The sequence below is a fragment of the Pseudomonas sp. LBUM1643 genome (assembly GCF_059716215.1).
On the sequence record NZ_CP166813.1, the window covers coordinates 732,183 to 749,821 of the forward strand.

Annotated in this window: 11 protein-coding genes, 2 tRNA genes and 2 rRNA genes; 7 read left to right on the forward strand and 8 right to left on the reverse strand. The window is 56.3% G+C overall.

All coding sequences use genetic code 11. The features are described from left to right. Positions 1-10: 10 nt before the first annotated feature. The gene (locus ACA063_RS03190) at positions 11-376 is read right to left on the reverse strand and encodes a MerR family transcriptional regulator (RefSeq protein WP_497666465.1); all 366 of its coding nucleotides are present in this window, start codon (positions 374-376) and stop codon (positions 11-13) included. An 83-nt stretch (positions 377-459) separates the two neighbouring features. Here ACA063_RS03190 and ACA063_RS03195 point away from each other — a divergent pair, with 83 nt between their 5' ends. Next, on the forward strand, positions 460-882 hold the full coding sequence (locus ACA063_RS03195; protein ID WP_497664763.1) for a hypothetical protein: 423 nt from the start codon (positions 460-462) through the stop codon (positions 880-882). 82 nt (positions 883-964) lie between these two features. Here ACA063_RS03195 and ACA063_RS03200 read toward each other — a convergent pair whose 3' ends face one another. From ACA063_RS03200 to ACA063_RS03230, 7 genes are all read right to left on the reverse strand, one after another. Continuing rightward, entirely contained in the window at positions 965-1,891 is a 927-nt protein-coding gene (locus tag ACA063_RS03200) for an ABC transporter permease (protein ID WP_497664764.1), read from the reverse strand. Further along, the gene (locus ACA063_RS03205; protein WP_497664765.1) at positions 1,891-2,997 is read right to left on the reverse strand and encodes an ABC transporter permease; all 1,107 of its coding nucleotides are present in this window, start codon (positions 2,995-2,997) and stop codon (positions 1,891-1,893) included. The genes ACA063_RS03200 and ACA063_RS03205 overlap by 1 nt, the downstream gene beginning before the upstream one ends. 11 nt (positions 2,998-3,008) lie before the next feature. After that, positions 3,009-4,574: an ABC transporter ATP-binding protein gene (locus ACA063_RS03210; protein ID WP_497664766.1), complete on the reverse strand. Its 1,566-nt coding sequence runs from the start codon at positions 4,572-4,574 to the stop codon at positions 3,009-3,011. 553 nt (positions 4,575-5,127) lie between these two features. Next, positions 5,128-5,709 (reverse strand): IMPACT family protein, encoded by a 582-nt coding sequence (locus ACA063_RS03215; RefSeq protein ID WP_194691489.1) that lies wholly within the window; start codon positions 5,707-5,709, stop codon positions 5,128-5,130. A 7-nt stretch (positions 5,710-5,716) separates the two neighbouring features. Next, complete coding sequence (locus tag ACA063_RS03220; protein WP_497664767.1) at positions 5,717-6,367, reverse strand: TetR/AcrR family transcriptional regulator; 651 nt, start codon at positions 6,365-6,367, stop codon at positions 5,717-5,719. 87 nt (positions 6,368-6,454) lie between these two features. After that, complete coding sequence (locus tag ACA063_RS03225) at positions 6,455-7,849, reverse strand: uracil-xanthine permease family protein (protein WP_497664768.1); 1,395 nt, start codon at positions 7,847-7,849, stop codon at positions 6,455-6,457. Positions 7,850-7,973: 124 nt separating this feature from the next. Next, entirely contained in the window at positions 7,974-8,894 is a 921-nt protein-coding gene (locus tag ACA063_RS03230) for a LysR family transcriptional regulator (RefSeq protein WP_497664769.1), read from the reverse strand. Between the two features lie 141 nt (positions 8,895-9,035). Between ACA063_RS03230 and aptA the strand changes: the two genes are divergently transcribed. The 6 genes from aptA (at position 9,036) to ACA063_RS03260 (ending at position 17,470) form a co-directional block, all read left to right on the forward strand. Further along, positions 9,036-10,385: an omega-aminotransferase AptA gene (aptA, locus tag ACA063_RS03235; protein ID WP_497664770.1), complete on the forward strand. Its 1,350-nt coding sequence runs from the start codon at positions 9,036-9,038 to the stop codon at positions 10,383-10,385. Between the two features lie 70 nt (positions 10,386-10,455). Beyond that, positions 10,456-11,949, forward strand: a complete 1,494-nt coding sequence (locus ACA063_RS03240) for a CoA-acylating methylmalonate-semialdehyde dehydrogenase (RefSeq protein ID WP_490148249.1) — start codon at positions 10,456-10,458, stop codon at positions 11,947-11,949. Positions 11,950-12,517: 568 nt separating this feature from the next. Continuing rightward, positions 12,518-14,054: ribosomal RNA gene (locus ACA063_RS03245) — 16S ribosomal RNA — on the forward strand. Positions 14,055-14,176: 122 nt separating this feature from the next. Continuing rightward, positions 14,177-14,253, forward strand: a tRNA-Ile gene (locus ACA063_RS03250). A 10-nt stretch (positions 14,254-14,263) separates the two neighbouring features. Then, positions 14,264-14,339: transfer RNA gene (locus ACA063_RS03255), tRNA-Ala, on the forward strand. Positions 14,340-14,578: 239 nt separating this feature from the next. Continuing rightward, positions 14,579-17,470, forward strand: a 23S ribosomal RNA gene (locus ACA063_RS03260). Together the 16S and 23S rRNA genes with 2 tRNA genes alongside form the textbook arrangement of a ribosomal RNA operon. Positions 17,471-17,639 lie beyond the last annotated feature (169 nt).

The following is a 17,639-nucleotide window of genomic DNA, read 5'->3' on the forward strand; positions in this document are numbered from 1 at the left end:
TGAATGGAGATCACGGATTTAACGGAGACTGTTGCAACGGACATTGTTGCCCGAGTCGTTGCTGTAACTCGTGACGCAACGCGCCGAGTTCGGTCATGCGGGCTTCGATCAGCTTGAGCTTGTCTTGCAGCAGTTGTGTAACAGCGCTGTCCGGGTCGGGGGACTGCCACAACGCGGCGACGCTCTTGCCGATTTCGCCGAGGGTGAAACCCAGCCGTTGGGCTGTCTTGATGTAGAGCACCAGTTGCACCATGTCCGCGGGGTAATCGCGGTAGCCGTTGGCGCTGCGTTGTGCGGCGATCAATCCACGCTGCTCGTAGAAGCGCAGCGTGTCACGACTGACCGCGCTGGCCTGGGCTAATTCACCGATGCGCATCATGACGTCTCGAGAGGGGCTTGACCCTGGAGCATACTCCAGGCTTTAGCCTTGTTGCTCCCTGAATTTATGGAGCAAGGCCGATGTGGACTTCATCGCAGTACACCCGATTGGTGCGGGGCAGCGCCTGGTATGACCTGATCGTGACCGCCGCGTTTGCCACGCCGTGGAGTTTTGCTGCATTGCATGGAGTGTTGGCGGGTTTAAGTGTTGCGTTTGATCTGCCCGGGGAGCTGCCGGCATTCGAGCCGATGCACATGCTGATGGCGAATCTGCTGGGGTCGATTGTCTGCGTGTGGGCAGTGCTGCGGATTCGTGATCCGCAGCAGGTGTATGGGCGGTATGACGCTGTCGGGCGATTTCTGTTTGCTGCCTGGCAGTTGTATGCCTTGCTCCATGGTGCCACTTCGTTATTAGTGGTTTTTTTGGTCTTTGAGTTGGCGTGGGGCGTGGTCCAGGTGTTGCCGGTTCGGACGCCTTCGCGGGCAAGCCCGCTCCCACAGTGACCGAGTCGAACCTGGCTTTTGTAATCGACATAAATCCAATGTGGGAGCGGGCTTGCCCGCGAAGAGGCCGGCCCGGTAAACACTAATGCCCGGCCTGCCACGGCTGCCCCAACGACATGGGAGCATACAACCGCGTACGCACCGCATCCCGCGATAGCAGCACCAGCACCACAATGGTCGCGACGTAGGGCAGCATCGCCAGCAGGCTCGACGGAATCGCCAGCCCCAATCCCTGCGCCACCAGGTGCAGGATGCTGGCGAGCCCGAACAGGTAAGCCCCGAGCAACAAACGCCAGACCCGCCAGCTGGCGAAAACCACGAGCGCCAAGGCAATCCAGCCACGTCCGGCGCTCATGTTTTCGGCCCACATCGGCGTGTAAGCCAGGGACAAGTAAGCCCCGGCCAATCCCGCCATCGCACCGCCGAACAATACCGCCAGGGTCCGCACACCCAGCACCGGCAACCCCATGGCGCTGGCGGCGTCAGGGTTTTCCCCGACGGCCTGAATGATCAACCCGACGCGGCTTTTCACGATCAGCCATGCCACCAGCGCAAACAGCACGAACGACAGATACACCAACAGATCCTGGGCAAACAGCATCCGCCCTATCAGCGGGATTTCACTCAGGTAGGGAATGGCGATCGGTTCAAAGCCGGCCAGGGGCTTACCTACCCAGGCAGCACCGACGAAGGTCGACAGACCCACGCCAAAAATCGTCAGCGCCAACCCGGTAGCCACCTGATTGGCGTTGAACACCAGCGCGACCACGGCAAACAGCGACGACAACAGCATCCCGGCAAGCATCGCCAGCAACACGCCGAGCCACAGGTTGCCGCTGTTCAGCGCAACGATAAAACCAATCACCGCGCCAAATAGCATCATGCCTTCCTGGCCCAGGTTGAGGACGCCGCTCTTCTCGCAGATCAGTTCGCCCAATGCCACCAACAGCAGCGGCGTACCACAGCGGACCATGGCGTAGAAAATATTGCTCAGCAGATCGATATCCATCACAGCGCTCCTGCTTGTACGACGGTAGTGGGGGCGCGGCGGGCCCAGCGCAGGTTCAAGCGCGGTCGGTAGAGAATCAGCACGTCACTGGCCAGCAGGAAAAACAGCATCATGCCCTGGAACAATTGAGTGATGGCTTGAGGCAGGTTCATGCTCATCTGCGCGCTCTCGCCGCCGATGTACAGCAAGGCCATGAGCAGGCTGGAAAACAGAATGCCGATCGGATTCAAGCGCCCGAGAAACGCCACGGTGATCGCGGCGTAGCCATATCCGGGAGAGACCTGCGGCACCAATTGGCCGATCGGGCCGGTGACTTCGCACACGCCGGCGAGCCCGGCCAAACCGCCGCTGATCAATAGCGCCAGCCAGATCAGCCGCTTCTCGCGGAAACCGACAAATCCGGCAGCACGCTTGTCCAGCCCGAGCACTTTGATCTGGAACCCGACGAAGCTTTTTTGCAGCAGCACCCACACCGCGACCAGTGCGAGCAAGGCGAAATACACGCCGGCGTGGACTCGCCCGTCTTCCATCAGCAGCGGCAATCGGCTGGCGTCGCCGAACATGGCCGACTCCGGGAAGTTGAACCCGGCGGGGTCTTTCAGCGGCCCATGTACGCAGAACAGCAGCAGGTTCAGGGCGATGTAGTTGAGCATGATGCTGGTGAGAATTTCGTTGGCATTGAAACGTGTGCGCAGCCACGCCGTCAGCCCGGCCCACGCCGCGCCGGCCAGGGTCCCGGTGAGCAGGATAAACACCAATGCCCAGCGGCTTTGCAGGTCGATGATGTTCACTGCCAATGCACTGCCAGCCAGCGCCCCGAGCAGCAATTGGCCTTCGGCACCGATGTTCCAGATTCGCGCCTGATACGCGACTGCCAGGCCCAAGGCACACAGCAGTATCGGCAGCGCCTTGACCAACAGTTCGGAAACGCCATACAGATCGCTGATGGGCGCGATCAGCAACGTGTGCAATGTCAGCAACGGGTCGTGCCCGAGCGCAATGAACAACAGCGAGCCACAGCCCAGCGTCAGGACAGCCGCCAGTAAGGGCGAGCACCACAGCATCAGGCGTGATTGCTGACCACGGGGTTCTAGAGAAAGCAGCATGTGTGACTCCGTTAAACCGTTGCGGGTGCAGGTGATTGAGGGGCGTCGAACTGACCGGCCATCCAGCGACCGACATCGATCAGTCGGGTGTCGGCGGTGGCCTTGAGCGTTGACATCTGGCCGCTGCACAAGGCACCCAACCGGTCGCTGATCTGGAACAGTTCGTCGAGGTCTTCGGAGATCACCAGAATCGCCGCACCGGCATCGCGCAAGGCAATCAGCGCTCGGTGAATGGTGGCGGCTGCGCCGACGTCCACGCCCCAGGTCGGGTGCGCGGCGATCAGCAGTTTCGGTTGTTGAAGGATCTCCCGACCGAGAATGAATTTCTGCAGGTTGCCGCCGGATAAGCTGCGGGCCGGGGTTTGTGTATTGGGTGTTTTCACACCGAAGCGGTGGATGATCTCTTCGGCCAAGGCTTCGACCTTGCTGCGTTGTATCAGGCCGTTGTTCACCAGACCGCGCTGGAAGGCAGTCAGCAGTGCGTTGTCGGCCAGGCTGAGTTCCGGCACCGCGCCGTGGCCCAGGCGCTCGGCGGGAACGAAGGCCAGGCCGAGTTTACGTCGCGCATCGGGTCGCAGATGGGCCACGGGTTGGCTGCCGAAACGGATCCTGTCGGCGTCGTTGTGGTGCAGCCGTTGCTCACCACTGAGCAAGGCGAGCAACTCATCCTGGCCATTGCCGGCGACACCGGCGATGCCGACGATTTCGCCGCCGCGCACTTCAAGATTGATGGCCTTGAGCGAGCAACCAAACGGGTCCGGATTGTGCCAGGACACACTCTTCACGTTGAGAAAGACATCACCGCCAATGACCTTTGGGTAATCGGTGATCAGCTCGGTGGTTTCTCCGACCATCAACCGCGCCAGTTGCTGATCGGAGCATTCGGTCGGCATGCAATGCCCGGCCACTCGACCGCCGCGTAATACTGTGGCGCTGTGGCACAACGCACGCACTTCACTGAGCTTGTGGCTGATAAACAGGATACTGCAGCCTTCCGACGCCAGGCGCCGCAAGGTGACGAACAAATCGTCGGCCTCTTGAGGTGTCAGCACCGACGTCGGTTCATCGAGAATCAACAGGTGGATGTCCTGCATCAGGCAGCGAATGATCTCCACCCGTTGCCGTTCGCCGATGGACAGGCTGTGGACAAGTCGCTCGGGTTCCAGCGCCATGCCATAGCGCTGGGATACTTCACGGATTTTGGGTTCGAGCTGTTTAGGCGTACCGGCAGCCGCGCCCATGGCCAAGGCAATGTTTTGCGCCACGGTCAGGGTTTCGAACAAGGAAAAATGCTGGAACACCATGCCGATCCCCAAACCGCGGGCCTGGCCTGGATTGCGCATGTGTACCCGCTGCCCTTGCCAGATGATCTCTCCCGAGTCGGCCTGGGTGACGCCATAAATGATCTTCATCAGAGTACTTTTGCCCGCGCCATTTTCGCCGAGCAGGGCGTGGATTTCGCCCGGTGCGATGCTGAGGTCGATGGCGTCGTTGGCCAGGCAACCGGGATAACGCTTGGAGATTTTGCGCATCTGCAGGCGGGGTGTTGGGTCGGAGATCGGCACGGGGTTGGGCATGACAGGCTCGGGTCGATTGGAGTTATGCCTGTGGATAAAGCAATTTCCTGGCCATTGAGTCAGGAAAAGTCGAAAATGCTCAGGGTAGGGGCGTTGAGGACGGTACTTCGAGCGAGATTGTGTATTGCCCCGGCACTACTTAAGGGCGGAACCATTGAACAAGCACCGTTTTTGCCCTGGTTTGGCTGGTCAAAAAACGAGCAACGCATCGCAAGCCATGCAGGATATGGGGCAGCGACAGGCATGAACGGGTTATCCACAGATTGCTCCACAGTATTTGTGCGCAAGCTCTCGCGACGGGCATAAGCACTGATCGGCTTTCTTCTAACGGCGATATACGACGCTAACTGATTGTTTTTACATCGATTTATTTGTTTTCATAGCAAATTGGGCAAAAAATGTACAAAGCCCGCAAAGCCGCATGACAGAAGGGTTACAGCCGAGTGTGCTCAGGTTATCCACAGCCGGATGCACAGTAGATGTGGGCAAGTGTCGGGAGCATGAGGGTTGGGCGATGCTCCAAAAGATCGCAGGCTGCGCTCCTCTGAGCTTCTTAACGTTGCAACAAAATGCGCCCGCGACTGAGATCTGCCAGCAGCGTCTGAAGGGTATCGATCTGAGCTTCACCTACCGCCAATTGCAGTTCCACGCCATTGGCGGTGAATGTCTCCTCGGTCACCAGGCCTCCCAGCTCTGCCACACGAAGTTTCACCAATGGCAGCTCGGCAAACCCACAGGCACAGCTCAGGGGCACCCGGCTGATCAACTCGACTTTCGGCGCGTTTTGCAGGCATTTGTTTGCCCCGCCGCCATACGCCCGGGCGAGGCCGCCGGTGCCGAGTTGAATCCCGCCGTACCAGCGAATCACCAAGACCACGACCTGATCACAGTCCTGTGCGTCGATGGCCGCCAAAATCGGACGACCCGCTGTGCCGCCCGGCTCGCCGTCATCGGTGCTGCGGTATTGATCACCCAGCTTCCACGCCCAGCAGTTGTGCGTGGCATTCAAGTCGCTGTGCTGCTCGATGAATGCCTGGGCTTCAGCCGGGCTACCGATCGGTGCGGCGAAAGTGATGAAGCGACTTTTGCGAATCTCTTCGCGGTATTCGCAAAAACCGCTGAGGGTAAAAGGCATAGGTATCTTAAATAGTGGGCGTCAGGCCGCAGCCCTTGAGGATGATGCGGATCAGGTTGTTGCCGGCGTCTTCCATGTCCTGCCTGGTCAACTTGGTGCGCCCGCTGACACGGCAGATCTGCGTGGCAAAGTCAGCGTAATGCTGGGTGCTGCCCCACAGGAGAAAGATCAGGTTGACCGGGTCGACCGGGTCCATTTTGCCCGCATCGATCCACGCCTGGAACACCGCAGCGCGGCCCTGGAACCAGGCACGGTAGTCCTGATTGAAGTACTCGGTCAGGCATTCGCCTCCACTGATGACTTCCATCGCGAAAATCCGCGAGGCTTGCGGCTGACGTCGCGAGAATTCCATCTTCGCGCGGATGTACCGCGTCAGCGCTTCGGCGGGATCGTCCTCGGCTGTCAGGGTGTTGAAGGTGCTATCCCACAGTTCGATGATGTTGCTCAGCACCGCGACGTACAAACCAAGTTTATTGGTGAAGTAGTAATGCAGGTTCGCTTTTGGCAACCCGGCATTCAGGGCGATGGTGTTCATGCTGGTGCCTTTGAAACCGTGACGCGCGAATTCGTCTTCAGCGGCTTTGATGATGGTCTCTTCGTTCTTCTGACGAATGCGGCTGGCAGGTTTTCCGCCGTGAGCTGGGACTTCAAAGGTCATAGGCACTTCCGAACTGGTAGGTGGGTGCAACCAGTGCGTTGATAGCGCACCCACGTGTATCAGACAAGTCCTGTCACGATAAAAGCCCTACACCTGCTCGATCGGCTCGGCTTTCAGTGCCTGATTGGCAGCAGCGGGGATTGTTTTGGTTTCAGGGAGCAGAAGGCACATCAGGATCGCGGTCAGTCCTCCACTGGTAATCGCCGAATCGAACAGGTTCTGTACCAGCTTGGGCATCAGGTGCAAGAGGTTGGGTTGCGCCGCTATGCCCAAGCCCACTCCGAAGGACGTGGCGATAATCAACATGCTGCGTCGGTCCAGTGGCGCCTGGGCAAGGATACGTACGCCGGCGGCCGCGACGCTGCCGAACATCACCAGCGTTGCACCGCCAAGCACCGGTTTGGGGATCTGCTGCAGCACCGCGCCTATCAGGGGAAACAGCCCGAGACAAAACAGCACTGCGCCGATGTATAACCCGACGTAACGGCTGGCCACGCCGGTGAGCTGAATCACACCGTTGTTCTGCGCGAACGTGGTGTTGGGGAACGCGCTGAAAGTGGCGGCGATGACGCAACTGACGCCGTCACCGAGTACTCCTCCCTTCAACCGATTGATATAGGAAGACCCCGTGATGGGCTGGCGCGCGAGCATGCAATTGGCTGTCAGGTCGCCGACGGTTTCGATGGTGCTGATCAAGTAGATAAGTGCGACTGGCAGGAACGCGCTCCAGTCGAAGTTGAAGCCGAACTTGAATGGGATTGGGAGACTGATCAGCGGGACGTCAGGCAATGGCTGCGGCACCAGTTTTCCGCTGAACCAGGCAGCCAGGCTGCCAAGTACCAGGCCGATGATAATGGCAGAGAGTCGGACCCAGGGGGTGTTCGAACGGTTAAGCAGGATGATCGTCAACAGCACGAATACGCCCAGGGCGAGATTGCCCGGCGCCCCGAAGTCCGCTGCGTTGAAGCCGCCACCCAGGTCGGTGATGCCGACCTTGATGAGGCTGATGCCGATCAGCGTAATCACGATCCCGGTCACCAATGGCGTGATCACCCGGCGCAGTTGGCCGATGAAGCGGCTCAGGACTATCTGCACCACGGCGCCAAAGAAGCACACGCCGAAAATCATCGCCAGGATATCTTCCGGGCTGCCACCGCGCTGTTTGACCAGAAATCCTGCCGACAACACCGCGCCCAGGAACGCAAAACTGGTGCCTTGCAAGCAGATCATCCCGGCCCCGATGCCAAACGGCCTGCGTGCCTGAATGAAGGTTCCGGCACCCGAAACCATCAACGCCATGCTGATCAGGTAGGGCAAGTGGGCGGTGAGTCCCAGCGTTGAACCGATGACCAGCGGCGGGGTAATGATGCCGACAAAACTGGCGAGTACGTGTTGCAGGGCGGCCAGGATAGCGGCGAGTGGTTTCGGACGATCGTTGAGGCCATAGATCAAATCGCTGGGGCTTGAGGATTCTGGCTGCATGGGCGTTGGTCTTCTTTTTAGCGGGGATGACGGTTCTCATGCCCTGCAAAAAGCTGTCCAAGTACTCAAGATATTTTGCGTTGTGAGGCCTGTAGGCCTTTGATTACAACGCTTTGGTGATTTTTCATCTCGTTGCGGCCAGGCTTTCCAGAAAGCTTTCGAGCACTAAATGGGGGCGGCGGCCCTTGCGTGTGACCGATGCGAGACTCAGGTCATAGAAGCGTGCTTTGGACTTCAATGCTCGCAAGCGGCCTTGTTGCACCCAAAGGGCGGCGTAGTGGTCCGGCAGATAGCCGATGTAGCGTCCGGTCAGGATCAGGAAGGCCATGCCTTCACGGTCGGACGCGCTGGCGGTGCAGTTCAGCGCCTGGTAATGAGCCTGGATGTCGGCGGGTAAACGGAAGGTGGGGGCGATGGCGTCCTGGCTATTGAGGCGTTCGTCGTCCAGTTGTTTGTCGTCGACGTAAAACAACGGGTGGCCGACCGCGCAATACAGCAGGGAGCGTTCGCTGTAGAGCGGCTGATATTCCAGTCCCGACAGGGCGCTGGCTTGGGGCACCACGCCGACATGCAGACGACCGTCGAGCACACCTTGTTCGACTTCGTTGGGCGCGATCATGCGGATCTGGATCTGCACGTCGGGGCCACGTTCCTTCAGTTGTGCGAGGGCGTGGGTAATGCGCATGTGGGGGAGGGTGACGAGGTTGTCGGTCAGCCCGATGGTCAATTCACCACGCAGGTGCTGGTGCAGGCCGTTGACCTCGGTGCGAAAACTTTCCAGTGCACTTAATAGCTGCAACGCGGATTGATAGACCTCCCGGCCTTCTTCGGTCAGGGAAAAGCCTGCGCGACCGCGTTGGCATAGTCGTAATCCGAGGCGCTGTTCCAGATCGCTCATTTGCTGGCTGATGGCTGAACGGCCTATGCCCAGCACTGACTCCGCGGCGGAGAAGCCGCCGCACTCCACCACGCTACGAAAAATCCTCAGCAGTCGGATATCAAAGTCGCTGACTTGCGCCAGAGGATCGGGGCGGCGAGTGCTCATGCTGTTAATTACTCAAAGTTTAGTGTGGGTCAGACTGAAGGTTAGAAAAGTTGGATTTCACAGACTTTATCCTCGTGGCAATTTAGCTGCAAGAACGCTTTTTGATCTCTATGCCGCTTATTGCCCTGCGAGGTTTTGCTCATGAACATGCCCGAAAACGCTCAGTCTTCCCTGGCCAGCCAGCTGAAGCTTGACGCTCACTGGATGCCTTACACCGCCAACCGTAACTTCCAGCGTGATCCGCGACTGATTGTTGCTGCTGAGGGCAGTTGGCTGACTGACGACAAGGGCCGCAAGGTGTATGACTCGCTGTCCGGTCTATGGACTTGCGGCGCAGGGCACACCCGCAAGGAGATTCAGGAAGCAGTCGCCAAACAACTGGGCACTCTTGATTACTCCCCGGGCTTTCAGTACGGCCACCCGCTGTCGTTCCAGCTCGCTGAAAAGATCACTGATCTGACGCCGGGCAATCTGAACCACGTGTTCTTTACGGACTCGGGCTCCGAGTGTGCGGATACGGCTGTGAAGATGGTTCGCGCTTACTGGCGCCTGAAAGGCCAGGCCACCAAGACAAAAATGATCGGCCGTGCGCGTGGTTATCACGGTGTGAACATCGCCGGTACCAGCCTTGGCGGTGTGAACGGCAACCGCAAAATGTTTGGTCAGGCGATGATGGATGTCGATCACCTGCCGCACACGCTGCTGGCGAGTAATGCCTATTCCCGTGGCATGCCGAAAGAGGGTGGTATCGCTTTGGCGGATGAGCTGCTGAAGTTGATCGAACTGCATGACGCTTCCAACATCGCTGCAGTGTTTGTCGAGCCGATGGCCGGTTCCGCCGGTGTGCTGGTTCCGCCAGAGGGTTACCTCAAGCGCCTCCGTGAGATCTGCGATCAGCACAACATTCTGTTGGTGTTCGATGAAGTGATCACCGGTTTCGGTCGCACCGGTTCGATGTTTGGTGCTGACAGCTTCGGCGTGACCCCGGATCTGATGTGCATCGCCAAGCAAGTCACCAACGGCGCGATCCCAATGGGTGCGGTGATTGCCAGCTCCGAGATCTACCAGACCTTCATGAATCAGGCGACGCCTGAGTACGCGGTCGAGTTTCCGCATGGCTACACATATTCTGCGCACCCAGTGGCTTGTGCCGCTGGCCTGGCGGCACTCGACCTGCTGCAGAAAGAAAACCTGGTGCAGAGCGTGGCCGAAGTGGCGCCGCATTTCGAAAATGCGCTGCACGGTCTGAAGGGATCGAAGAACGTTATCGACATTCGCAACTACGGCCTGGCCGGTGCGATCCAGATCGTTCCGCGTGACGGAGATGCCATCGTGCGTCCGTTCGAAGCGGGCATGGCACTTTGGAAGGCAGGGTTCTACGTACGCTTTGGCGGCGACACTCTGCAGTTTGGCCCAACTTTCAATAGCAAACCGCAGGACCTTGATCGTTTGTTCGATGCGGTCGGCGAAGTGCTGAACAAGATCGACTGATTCCAAACGCTATCTATATATAGAGGGCGCCCTGAGCAGGGCGCCTGTGGACAATTTTCAGGAGCCCCGCATGAGCCTTATCCCGCATTTGATCAATGGTGAGCTGGTGACCGACAACGGTCGCACTGCTGACGTGTTCAACCCGTCGACCGGTCAGCCCATTCATAAAGTGCCATTGGCCAGCCGCGAAACCATTCAACAGGCGATCGATGCTGCCAAGGCTGCATTCCCGGCCTGGCGCAATACGCCACCGGCGAAACGTGCCCAGGTGATGTTTCGCTTCAAGCAGTTGCTGGAACAGAACGAAGCGCGTATTTCCCAGCTGATCAGCGAAGAGCACGGCAAGACCCTCGAAGACGCGGCAGGTGAGCTGAAGCGCGGTATCGAGAACGTCGAGTTCGCTTGTGCCGCTCCGGAAATCCTGAAGGGCGAGTACAGCCGTAACGTCGGCCCGAATATTGATGCCTGGTCGGACTTTCAGCCGCTGGGTGTAGTGGCGGGTATCACGCCCTTCAACTTCCCGGCGATGGTGCCGCTTTGGATGTATCCGTTGGCGATCGTCTGCGGTAACTGCTTCATCCTCAAACCGTCCGAGCGTGATCCGAGCTCCACATTGCTGATCGCGCAGTTGCTGCTGGAAGCCGGTCTGCCGAAAGGTGTGATGAGCGTGGTGCATGGCGACAAGTCGGCAGTGGACGCGCTGATCGAAGCGCCGGAAGTCAAAGCGCTGAGCTTTGTCGGTTCGACGCCGATTGCCGAATACATCTATGCCGAAGGCACCAAGCGCGGCAAGCGCGTGCAGGCACTGGGCGGCGCGAAGAATCACGCGGTATTGATGCCGGATGCGGATCTGGATAACGCGGTCAGTGCGTTGATGGGCGCTGCCTACGGTTCTTGTGGCGAGCGTTGCATGGCGATCTCGGTGGCCGTGTGTGTGGGCGATCAGGTAGCAGATGCGCTGGTGGCCAAGCTCGTACCACAGATCAAGGCGCTGAAGATCGGTGCAGGTACTTCTTGCGGTCTGGACATGGGGCCGCTGGTCACAAGTCAGGCGCGGGACAAAGTCGGCGGTTATGTGGATGACGGTGTTGCTGCCGGCGCCACGCTGGTGGTCGATGGTCGTGGTTTGAGTGTGGCAGGCCATGAAGAAGGCTTCTTCCTGGGTGGCTGCCTGTTCGACAACGTCACGCCAGAGATGCGCATCTATAAAGAAGAGATCTTTGGGCCAGTGCTGTGCGTCGTCCGCGTCAACAGCCTGGAAGAGGCAATGCAGCTGATCAATGATCACGAGTATGGCAATGGCACCTGCATCTTTACCCGTGATGGGGAAGCGGCGCGGTTGTTCTGCGATGAGATCGAAGTCGGAATGGTCGGCGTCAACGTTCCGCTGCCAGTTCCGGTTGCGTATCACAGCTTTGGTGGCTGGAAGCGTTCGTTGTTTGGTGACCTGCATGCTTATGGTCCGGATGGGGTGCGCTTCTATACCCGTCGCAAGGCTATTACGCAGCGCTGGCCGCAACGTGCGAGTCATGAAGCTTCGCAGTTCGCGTTCCCTAGCTTATAAGTAGAAGAGAAGAAGGCCGCCTTTATAGGGCGGCCTTCTCGTTTTCGGGGCTTTTTTGACCTTTGTGACAGAATTATGAAAATAGAGGTTGACGGCAGATCCAGGATGTCTATAATTCGCCCCACTTCCGGCGCAGTCGAAACGGAAAACTCCTTGGTAAACAAAGAGTTACGCAGTTTTCGGCAGTGAGTTGCTTCAGGTCATCGAAGCGCGAAAGGAGTTGAAAAAGAGGTGTTGACAGCAGCGAGTAACGCTGTAGAATTCGCCTCCCGCTAACGAGAGATCGAAAGCGCAAGTGGTTGAAGTTACAAAGGAAACTTTGAAAACTTCTGAAAATAACCGCTTGACAGCAACAGAGGCTGCTGTAGAATGCGCGCCTCGGTTGAGACGAAAGATCTTAACCAACCGCTCTTTAACAACTGAATCAAGCAATTCGTGTGGGTGCTTGTGGAGTCAGACTGATAGTCAACAAGATTATCAGCATCACAAGTTACTCCGCGAGAAATCAAAGATGTAACCAACGATTGCTGAGCCAAGTTTAGGGTTTCTTAAAAACCCAAAGATGTTTGAACTGAAGAGTTTGATCATGGCTCAGATTGAACGCTGGCGGCAGGCCTAACACATGCAAGTCGAGCGGTAGAGAGAAGCTTGCTTCTCTTGAGAGCGGCGGACGGGTGAGTAATGCCTAGGAATCTGCCTGGTAGTGGGGGATAACGCTCGGAAACGGACGCTAATACCGCATACGTCCTACGGGAGAAAGCAGGGGACCTTCGGGCCTTGCGCTATCAGATGAGCCTAGGTCGGATTAGCTAGTTGGTGAGGTAATGGCTCACCAAGGCGACGATCCGTAACTGGTCTGAGAGGATGATCAGTCACACTGGAACTGAGACACGGTCCAGACTCCTACGGGAGGCAGCAGTGGGGAATATTGGACAATGGGCGAAAGCCTGATCCAGCCATGCCGCGTGTGTGAAGAAGGTCTTCGGATTGTAAAGCACTTTAAGTTGGGAGGAAGGGCATTAACCTAATACGTTAGTGTTTTGACGTTACCGACAGAATAAGCACCGGCTAACTCTGTGCCAGCAGCCGCGGTAATACAGAGGGTGCAAGCGTTAATCGGAATTACTGGGCGTAAAGCGCGCGTAGGTGGTTCGTTAAGTTGGATGTGAAATCCCCGGGCTCAACCTGGGAACTGCATTCAAAACTGTCGAGCTAGAGTATGGTAGAGGGTGGTGGAATTTCCTGTGTAGCGGTGAAATGCGTAGATATAGGAAGGAACACCAGTGGCGAAGGCGACCACCTGGACTGATACTGACACTGAGGTGCGAAAGCGTGGGGAGCAAACAGGATTAGATACCCTGGTAGTCCACGCCGTAAACGATGTCAACTAGCCGTTGGGAGCCTTGAGCTCTTAGTGGCGCAGCTAACGCATTAAGTTGACCGCCTGGGGAGTACGGCCGCAAGGTTAAAACTCAAATGAATTGACGGGGGCCCGCACAAGCGGTGGAGCATGTGGTTTAATTCGAAGCAACGCGAAGAACCTTACCAGGCCTTGACATCCAATGAACTTTCCAGAGATGGATTGGTGCCTTCGGGAACATTGAGACAGGTGCTGCATGGCTGTCGTCAGCTCGTGTCGTGAGATGTTGGGTTAAGTCCCGTAACGAGCGCAACCCTTGTCCTTAGTTACCAGCACGTAATGGTGGGCACTCTAAGGAGACTGCCGGTGACAAACCGGAGGAAGGTGGGGATGACGTCAAGTCATCATGGCCCTTACGGCCTGGGCTACACACGTGCTACAATGGTCGGTACAGAGGGTTGCCAAGCCGCGAGGTGGAGCTAATCCCAGAAAACCGATCGTAGTCCGGATCGCAGTCTGCAACTCGACTGCGTGAAGTCGGAATCGCTAGTAATCGCGAATCAGAATGTCGCGGTGAATACGTTCCCGGGCCTTGTACACACCGCCCGTCACACCATGGGAGTGGGTTGCACCAGAAGTAGCTAGTCTAACCTTCGGGAGGACGGTTACCACGGTGTGATTCATGACTGGGGTGAAGTCGTAACAAGGTAGCCGTAGGGGAACCTGCGGCTGGATCACCTCCTTAATCGACGACATCAGCTGCTCCATAAGTTCCCACACGAATTGCTTGATTCATTGAAGAAGACGATAGAAGCAGCTTTAAGCTCCAAGCTGATAGCTCTTAGCTAATCAGTTGCGCTCGAAATTGGGTCTGTAGCTCAGTTGGTTAGAGCGCACCCCTGATAAGGGTGAGGTCGGCAGTTCGAATCTGCCCAGACCCACCAATTTTGTTATGGGGCCATAGCTCAGCTGGGAGAGCGCCTGCCTTGCACGCAGGAGGTCAACGGTTCGATCCCGTTTGGCTCCACCATTAACTGTTTCTGCTGTTAGAGTTTAGAAATGAATATTCTGAAGTGAATATTGATTTCTAGTCTTTGATTAGATCGTTCTTTAAAAATTTGGGTATGTGATAGAAAGATAGACTGGACGTTACTTTCACTGGTAACGGATCAGGCTAAGGTAAAATTTGTGAGTTGCTCTTAATTGAGTATTATCGAATTTTCGGCGAATGTCGTCTTCACAGTATAACCAGATTGCTTGGGGTTATATGGTCAAGTGAAGAAGCGCATACGGTGGATGCCTTGGCAGTCAGAGGCGATGAAAGACGTGGTAGCCTGCGAAAAGCTTCGGGGAGTCGGCAAACAGACTTTGATCCGGAGATGTCTGAATGGGGGAACCCACCTAACATAAGTTAGGTATCTTAAGCTGAATACATAGGCTTAAGAAGCGAACCAGGGGAACTGAAACATCTAAGTACCCTGAGGAAAAGAAATCAACCGAGATTCCCTTAGTAGTGGCGAGCGAACGGGGACTAGCCCTTAAGTGGCTTTGAGATTAGCGGAACGTTCTGGAAAGTACGGCCATAGTGGGTGATAGCCCTGTACGCGAAAATCTCTTAGTCATGAAATCGAGTAGGACGGAGCACGAGAAACTTTGTCTGAATATGGGGGGACCATCCTCCAAGGCTAAATACTACTGACTGACCGATAGTGAACTAGTACCGTGAGGGAAAGGCGAAAAGAACCCCGGAGAGGGGAGTGAAATAGATCCTGAAACCGTATGCGTACAAGCAGTGGGAGCCCACTTTGTTGGGTGACTGCGTACCTTTTGTATAATGGGTCAGCGACTTATTTTCAGTGGCGAGCTTAACCGAATAGGGGAGGCGTAGCGAAAGCGAGTCTTAATAGGGCGTCTAGTCGCTGGGAATAGACCCGAAACCGGGCGATCTATCCATGGGCAGGTTGAAGGTTGGGTAACACTAACTGGAGGACCGAACCGACTACCGTTGAAAAGTTAGCGGATGACCTGTGGATCGGAGTGAAAGGCTAATCAAGCTCGGAGATAGCTGGTTCTCCTCGAAAGCTATTTAGGTAGCGCCTCATGTATCACTGTAGGGGGTAGAGCACTGTTTCGGCTAGGGGGTCATCCCGACTTACCAAACCGATGCAAACTCCGAATACCTACAAGTGCCGAGCATGGGAGACACACGGCGGGTGCTAACGTCCGTCGTGAAAAGGGAAACAACCCAGACCGTCAGCTAAGGTCCCAAAGTTATGGTTAAGTGGGAAACGATGTGGGAAGGCTTAGACAGCTAGGAGGTTGGCTTAGAAGCAGCCACCCTTTAAAGAAAGCGTAATAGCTCACTAGTCGAGTCGGCCTGCGCGGAAGATGTAACGGGGCTCAAACCATACACCGAAGCTACGGGTATCACTTAGGTGATGCGGTAGAGGAGCGTTCTGTAAGCCTGTGAAGGTGAGTTGAGAAGCTTGCTGGAGGTATCAGAAGTGCGAATGCTGACATGAGTAACGACAATGGGTGTGAAAAACACCCACGCCGAAAGACCAAGGTTTCCTGCGCAACGTTAATCGACGCAGGGTTAGTCGGTCCCTAAGGCGAGGCTGAAAAGCGTAGTCGATGGAAAACAGGTTAATATTCCTGTACTTCTGGTTATTGCGATGGAGGGACGGAGAAGGCTAGGCCAGCTTGGCGTTGGTTGTCCAAGTTTAAGGTGGTAGGCTGGAATCTTAGGTAAATCCGGGATTCTAAGGCCGAGAGCTGATGACGAGTGTTCTTTTAGAACACGAAGTGGTTGATGCCATGCTTCCAAGAAAAGCTTCTAAGCTTCAGGTAACCAGGAACCGTACCCCAAACCGACACAGGTGGTTGGGTAGAGAATACCAAGGCGCTTGAGAGAACTCGGGTGAAGGAACTAGGCAAAATGGCACCGTAACTTCGGGAGAAGGTGCGCCGGTGAGGGTGAAGGACTTGCTCCGTAAGCTCATGCCGGTCGAAGATACCAGGCCGCTGCGACTGTTTATTAAAAACACAGCACTCTGCAAACACGAAAGTGGACGTATAGGGTGTGACGCCTGCCCGGTGCCGGAAGGTTAATTGATGGGGTTAGCTAACGCGAAGCTCTTGATCGAAGCCCCGGTAAACGGCGGCCGTAACTATAACGGTCCTAAGGTAGCGAAATTCCTTGTCGGGTAAGTTCCGACCTGCACGAATGGCGTAACGATGGCGGCGCTGTCTCCACCCGAGACTCAGTGAAATTGAAATCGCTGTGAAGATGCAGTGTATCCGCGGCTAGACGGAAAGACCCCGTGAACCTTTACTATAGCTTTGCACTGGACTTTGAATTTGCTTGTGTAGGATAGGTGGGAGGCTTTGAAGCGTGGACGCTAGTTCGCGTGGAGCCAACCTTGAAATACCACCCTGGCAACTTTGAGGTTCTAACTCAGGTCCGTTATCCGGATCGAGGACAGTGTATGGTGGGTAGTTTGACTGGGGCGGTCTCCTCCTAAAGAGTAACGGAGGAGTACGAAGGTGCGCTCAGACCGGTCGGAAATCGGTCGTAGAGTATAAAGGCAAAAGCGCGCTTGACTGCGAGACAGACACGTCGAGCAGGTACGAAAGTAGGTCTTAGTGATCCGGTGGTTCTGTATGGAAGGGCCATCGCTCAACGGATAAAAGGTACTCCGGGGATAACAGGCTGATACCGCCCAAGAGTTCATATCGACGGCGGTGTTTGGCACCTCGATGTCGGCTCATCACATCCTGGGGCTGAAGCCGGTCCCAAGGGTATGGCTGTTCGCCATTTAAAGTGGTACGCGAGCTGGGTTTAGAACGTCGTGAGACAGTTCGGTCCCTATCTGCCGTGGACGTTTGAGATTTGAGAGGGGCTGCTCCTAGTACGAGAGGACCGGAGTGGACGAACCTCTGGTGTTCCGGTTGTCACGCCAGTGGCATTGCCGGGTAGCTATGTTCGGAATAGATAACCGCTGAAAGCATCTAAGCGGGAAACTAGCCTCAAGATGAGATCTCACTGGGACCTTGAGTCCCCTGAAGGGCCGTCGAAGACTACGACGTTGATAGGTTGGGTGTGTAAGCGCTGTGAGGCGTTGAGCTAACCAATACTAATTGCCCGTGAGGCTTGACCATATAACACCCAAGCAATTTGACTACTCCTGACTTGGAAACAAGTAGAAGCATCAGATTGCGGTGTGTGAAGACGAAACGAACCGAAAGTTCGAGATCTTGCAAACACCGAAAGCTGTCACATACCCGATTTGCTGAAGCGCGGCCACCCGGCCACGACTCGGTACCCGAA

Bases quoted from the DNA above. Each gene is read 5' to 3' on its own strand.
- ACA063_RS03225 (WP_497664768.1), bottom strand. From the start codon at position 7,849: ATGCAGCCAGAATCCTCAAGCCCCAGCGATTTGATCTATGGCCTCAAC.
- ACA063_RS03190 (WP_497666465.1), bottom strand. From the start codon at position 376: ATGCGCATCGGTGAATTAGCCCAGGCCAGCGCGGTCAGTCGTGACACG.
- ACA063_RS03210 (WP_497664766.1), bottom strand. From the start codon at position 4,574: ATGCCCAACCCCGTGCCGATCTCCGACCCAACACCCCGCCTGCAGATG.
- ACA063_RS03220 (WP_497664767.1), bottom strand. From the start codon at position 6,367: ATGACCTTTGAAGTCCCAGCTCACGGCGGAAAACCTGCCAGCCGCATT.
- ACA063_RS03215 (WP_194691489.1), bottom strand. From the start codon at position 5,709: ATGCCTTTTACCCTCAGCGGTTTTTGCGAATACCGCGAAGAGATTCGC.
- ACA063_RS03195 (WP_497664763.1), top strand. From the start codon at position 460: ATGTGGACTTCATCGCAGTACACCCGATTGGTGCGGGGCAGCGCCTGG.
- ACA063_RS03200 (WP_497664764.1), bottom strand. From the start codon at position 1,891: ATGGATATCGATCTGCTGAGCAATATTTTCTACGCCATGGTCCGCTGT.
- ACA063_RS03240 (WP_490148249.1), top strand. From the start codon at position 10,456: ATGAGCCTTATCCCGCATTTGATCAATGGTGAGCTGGTGACCGACAAC.
- ACA063_RS03205 (WP_497664765.1), bottom strand. From the start codon at position 2,997: ATGCTGCTTTCTCTAGAACCCCGTGGTCAGCAATCACGCCTGATGCTG.
- ACA063_RS03230 (WP_497664769.1), bottom strand. From the start codon at position 8,894: ATGAGCACTCGCCGCCCCGATCCTCTGGCGCAAGTCAGCGACTTTGAT.
- aptA (WP_497664770.1), top strand. From the start codon at position 9,036: ATGAACATGCCCGAAAACGCTCAGTCTTCCCTGGCCAGCCAGCTGAAG.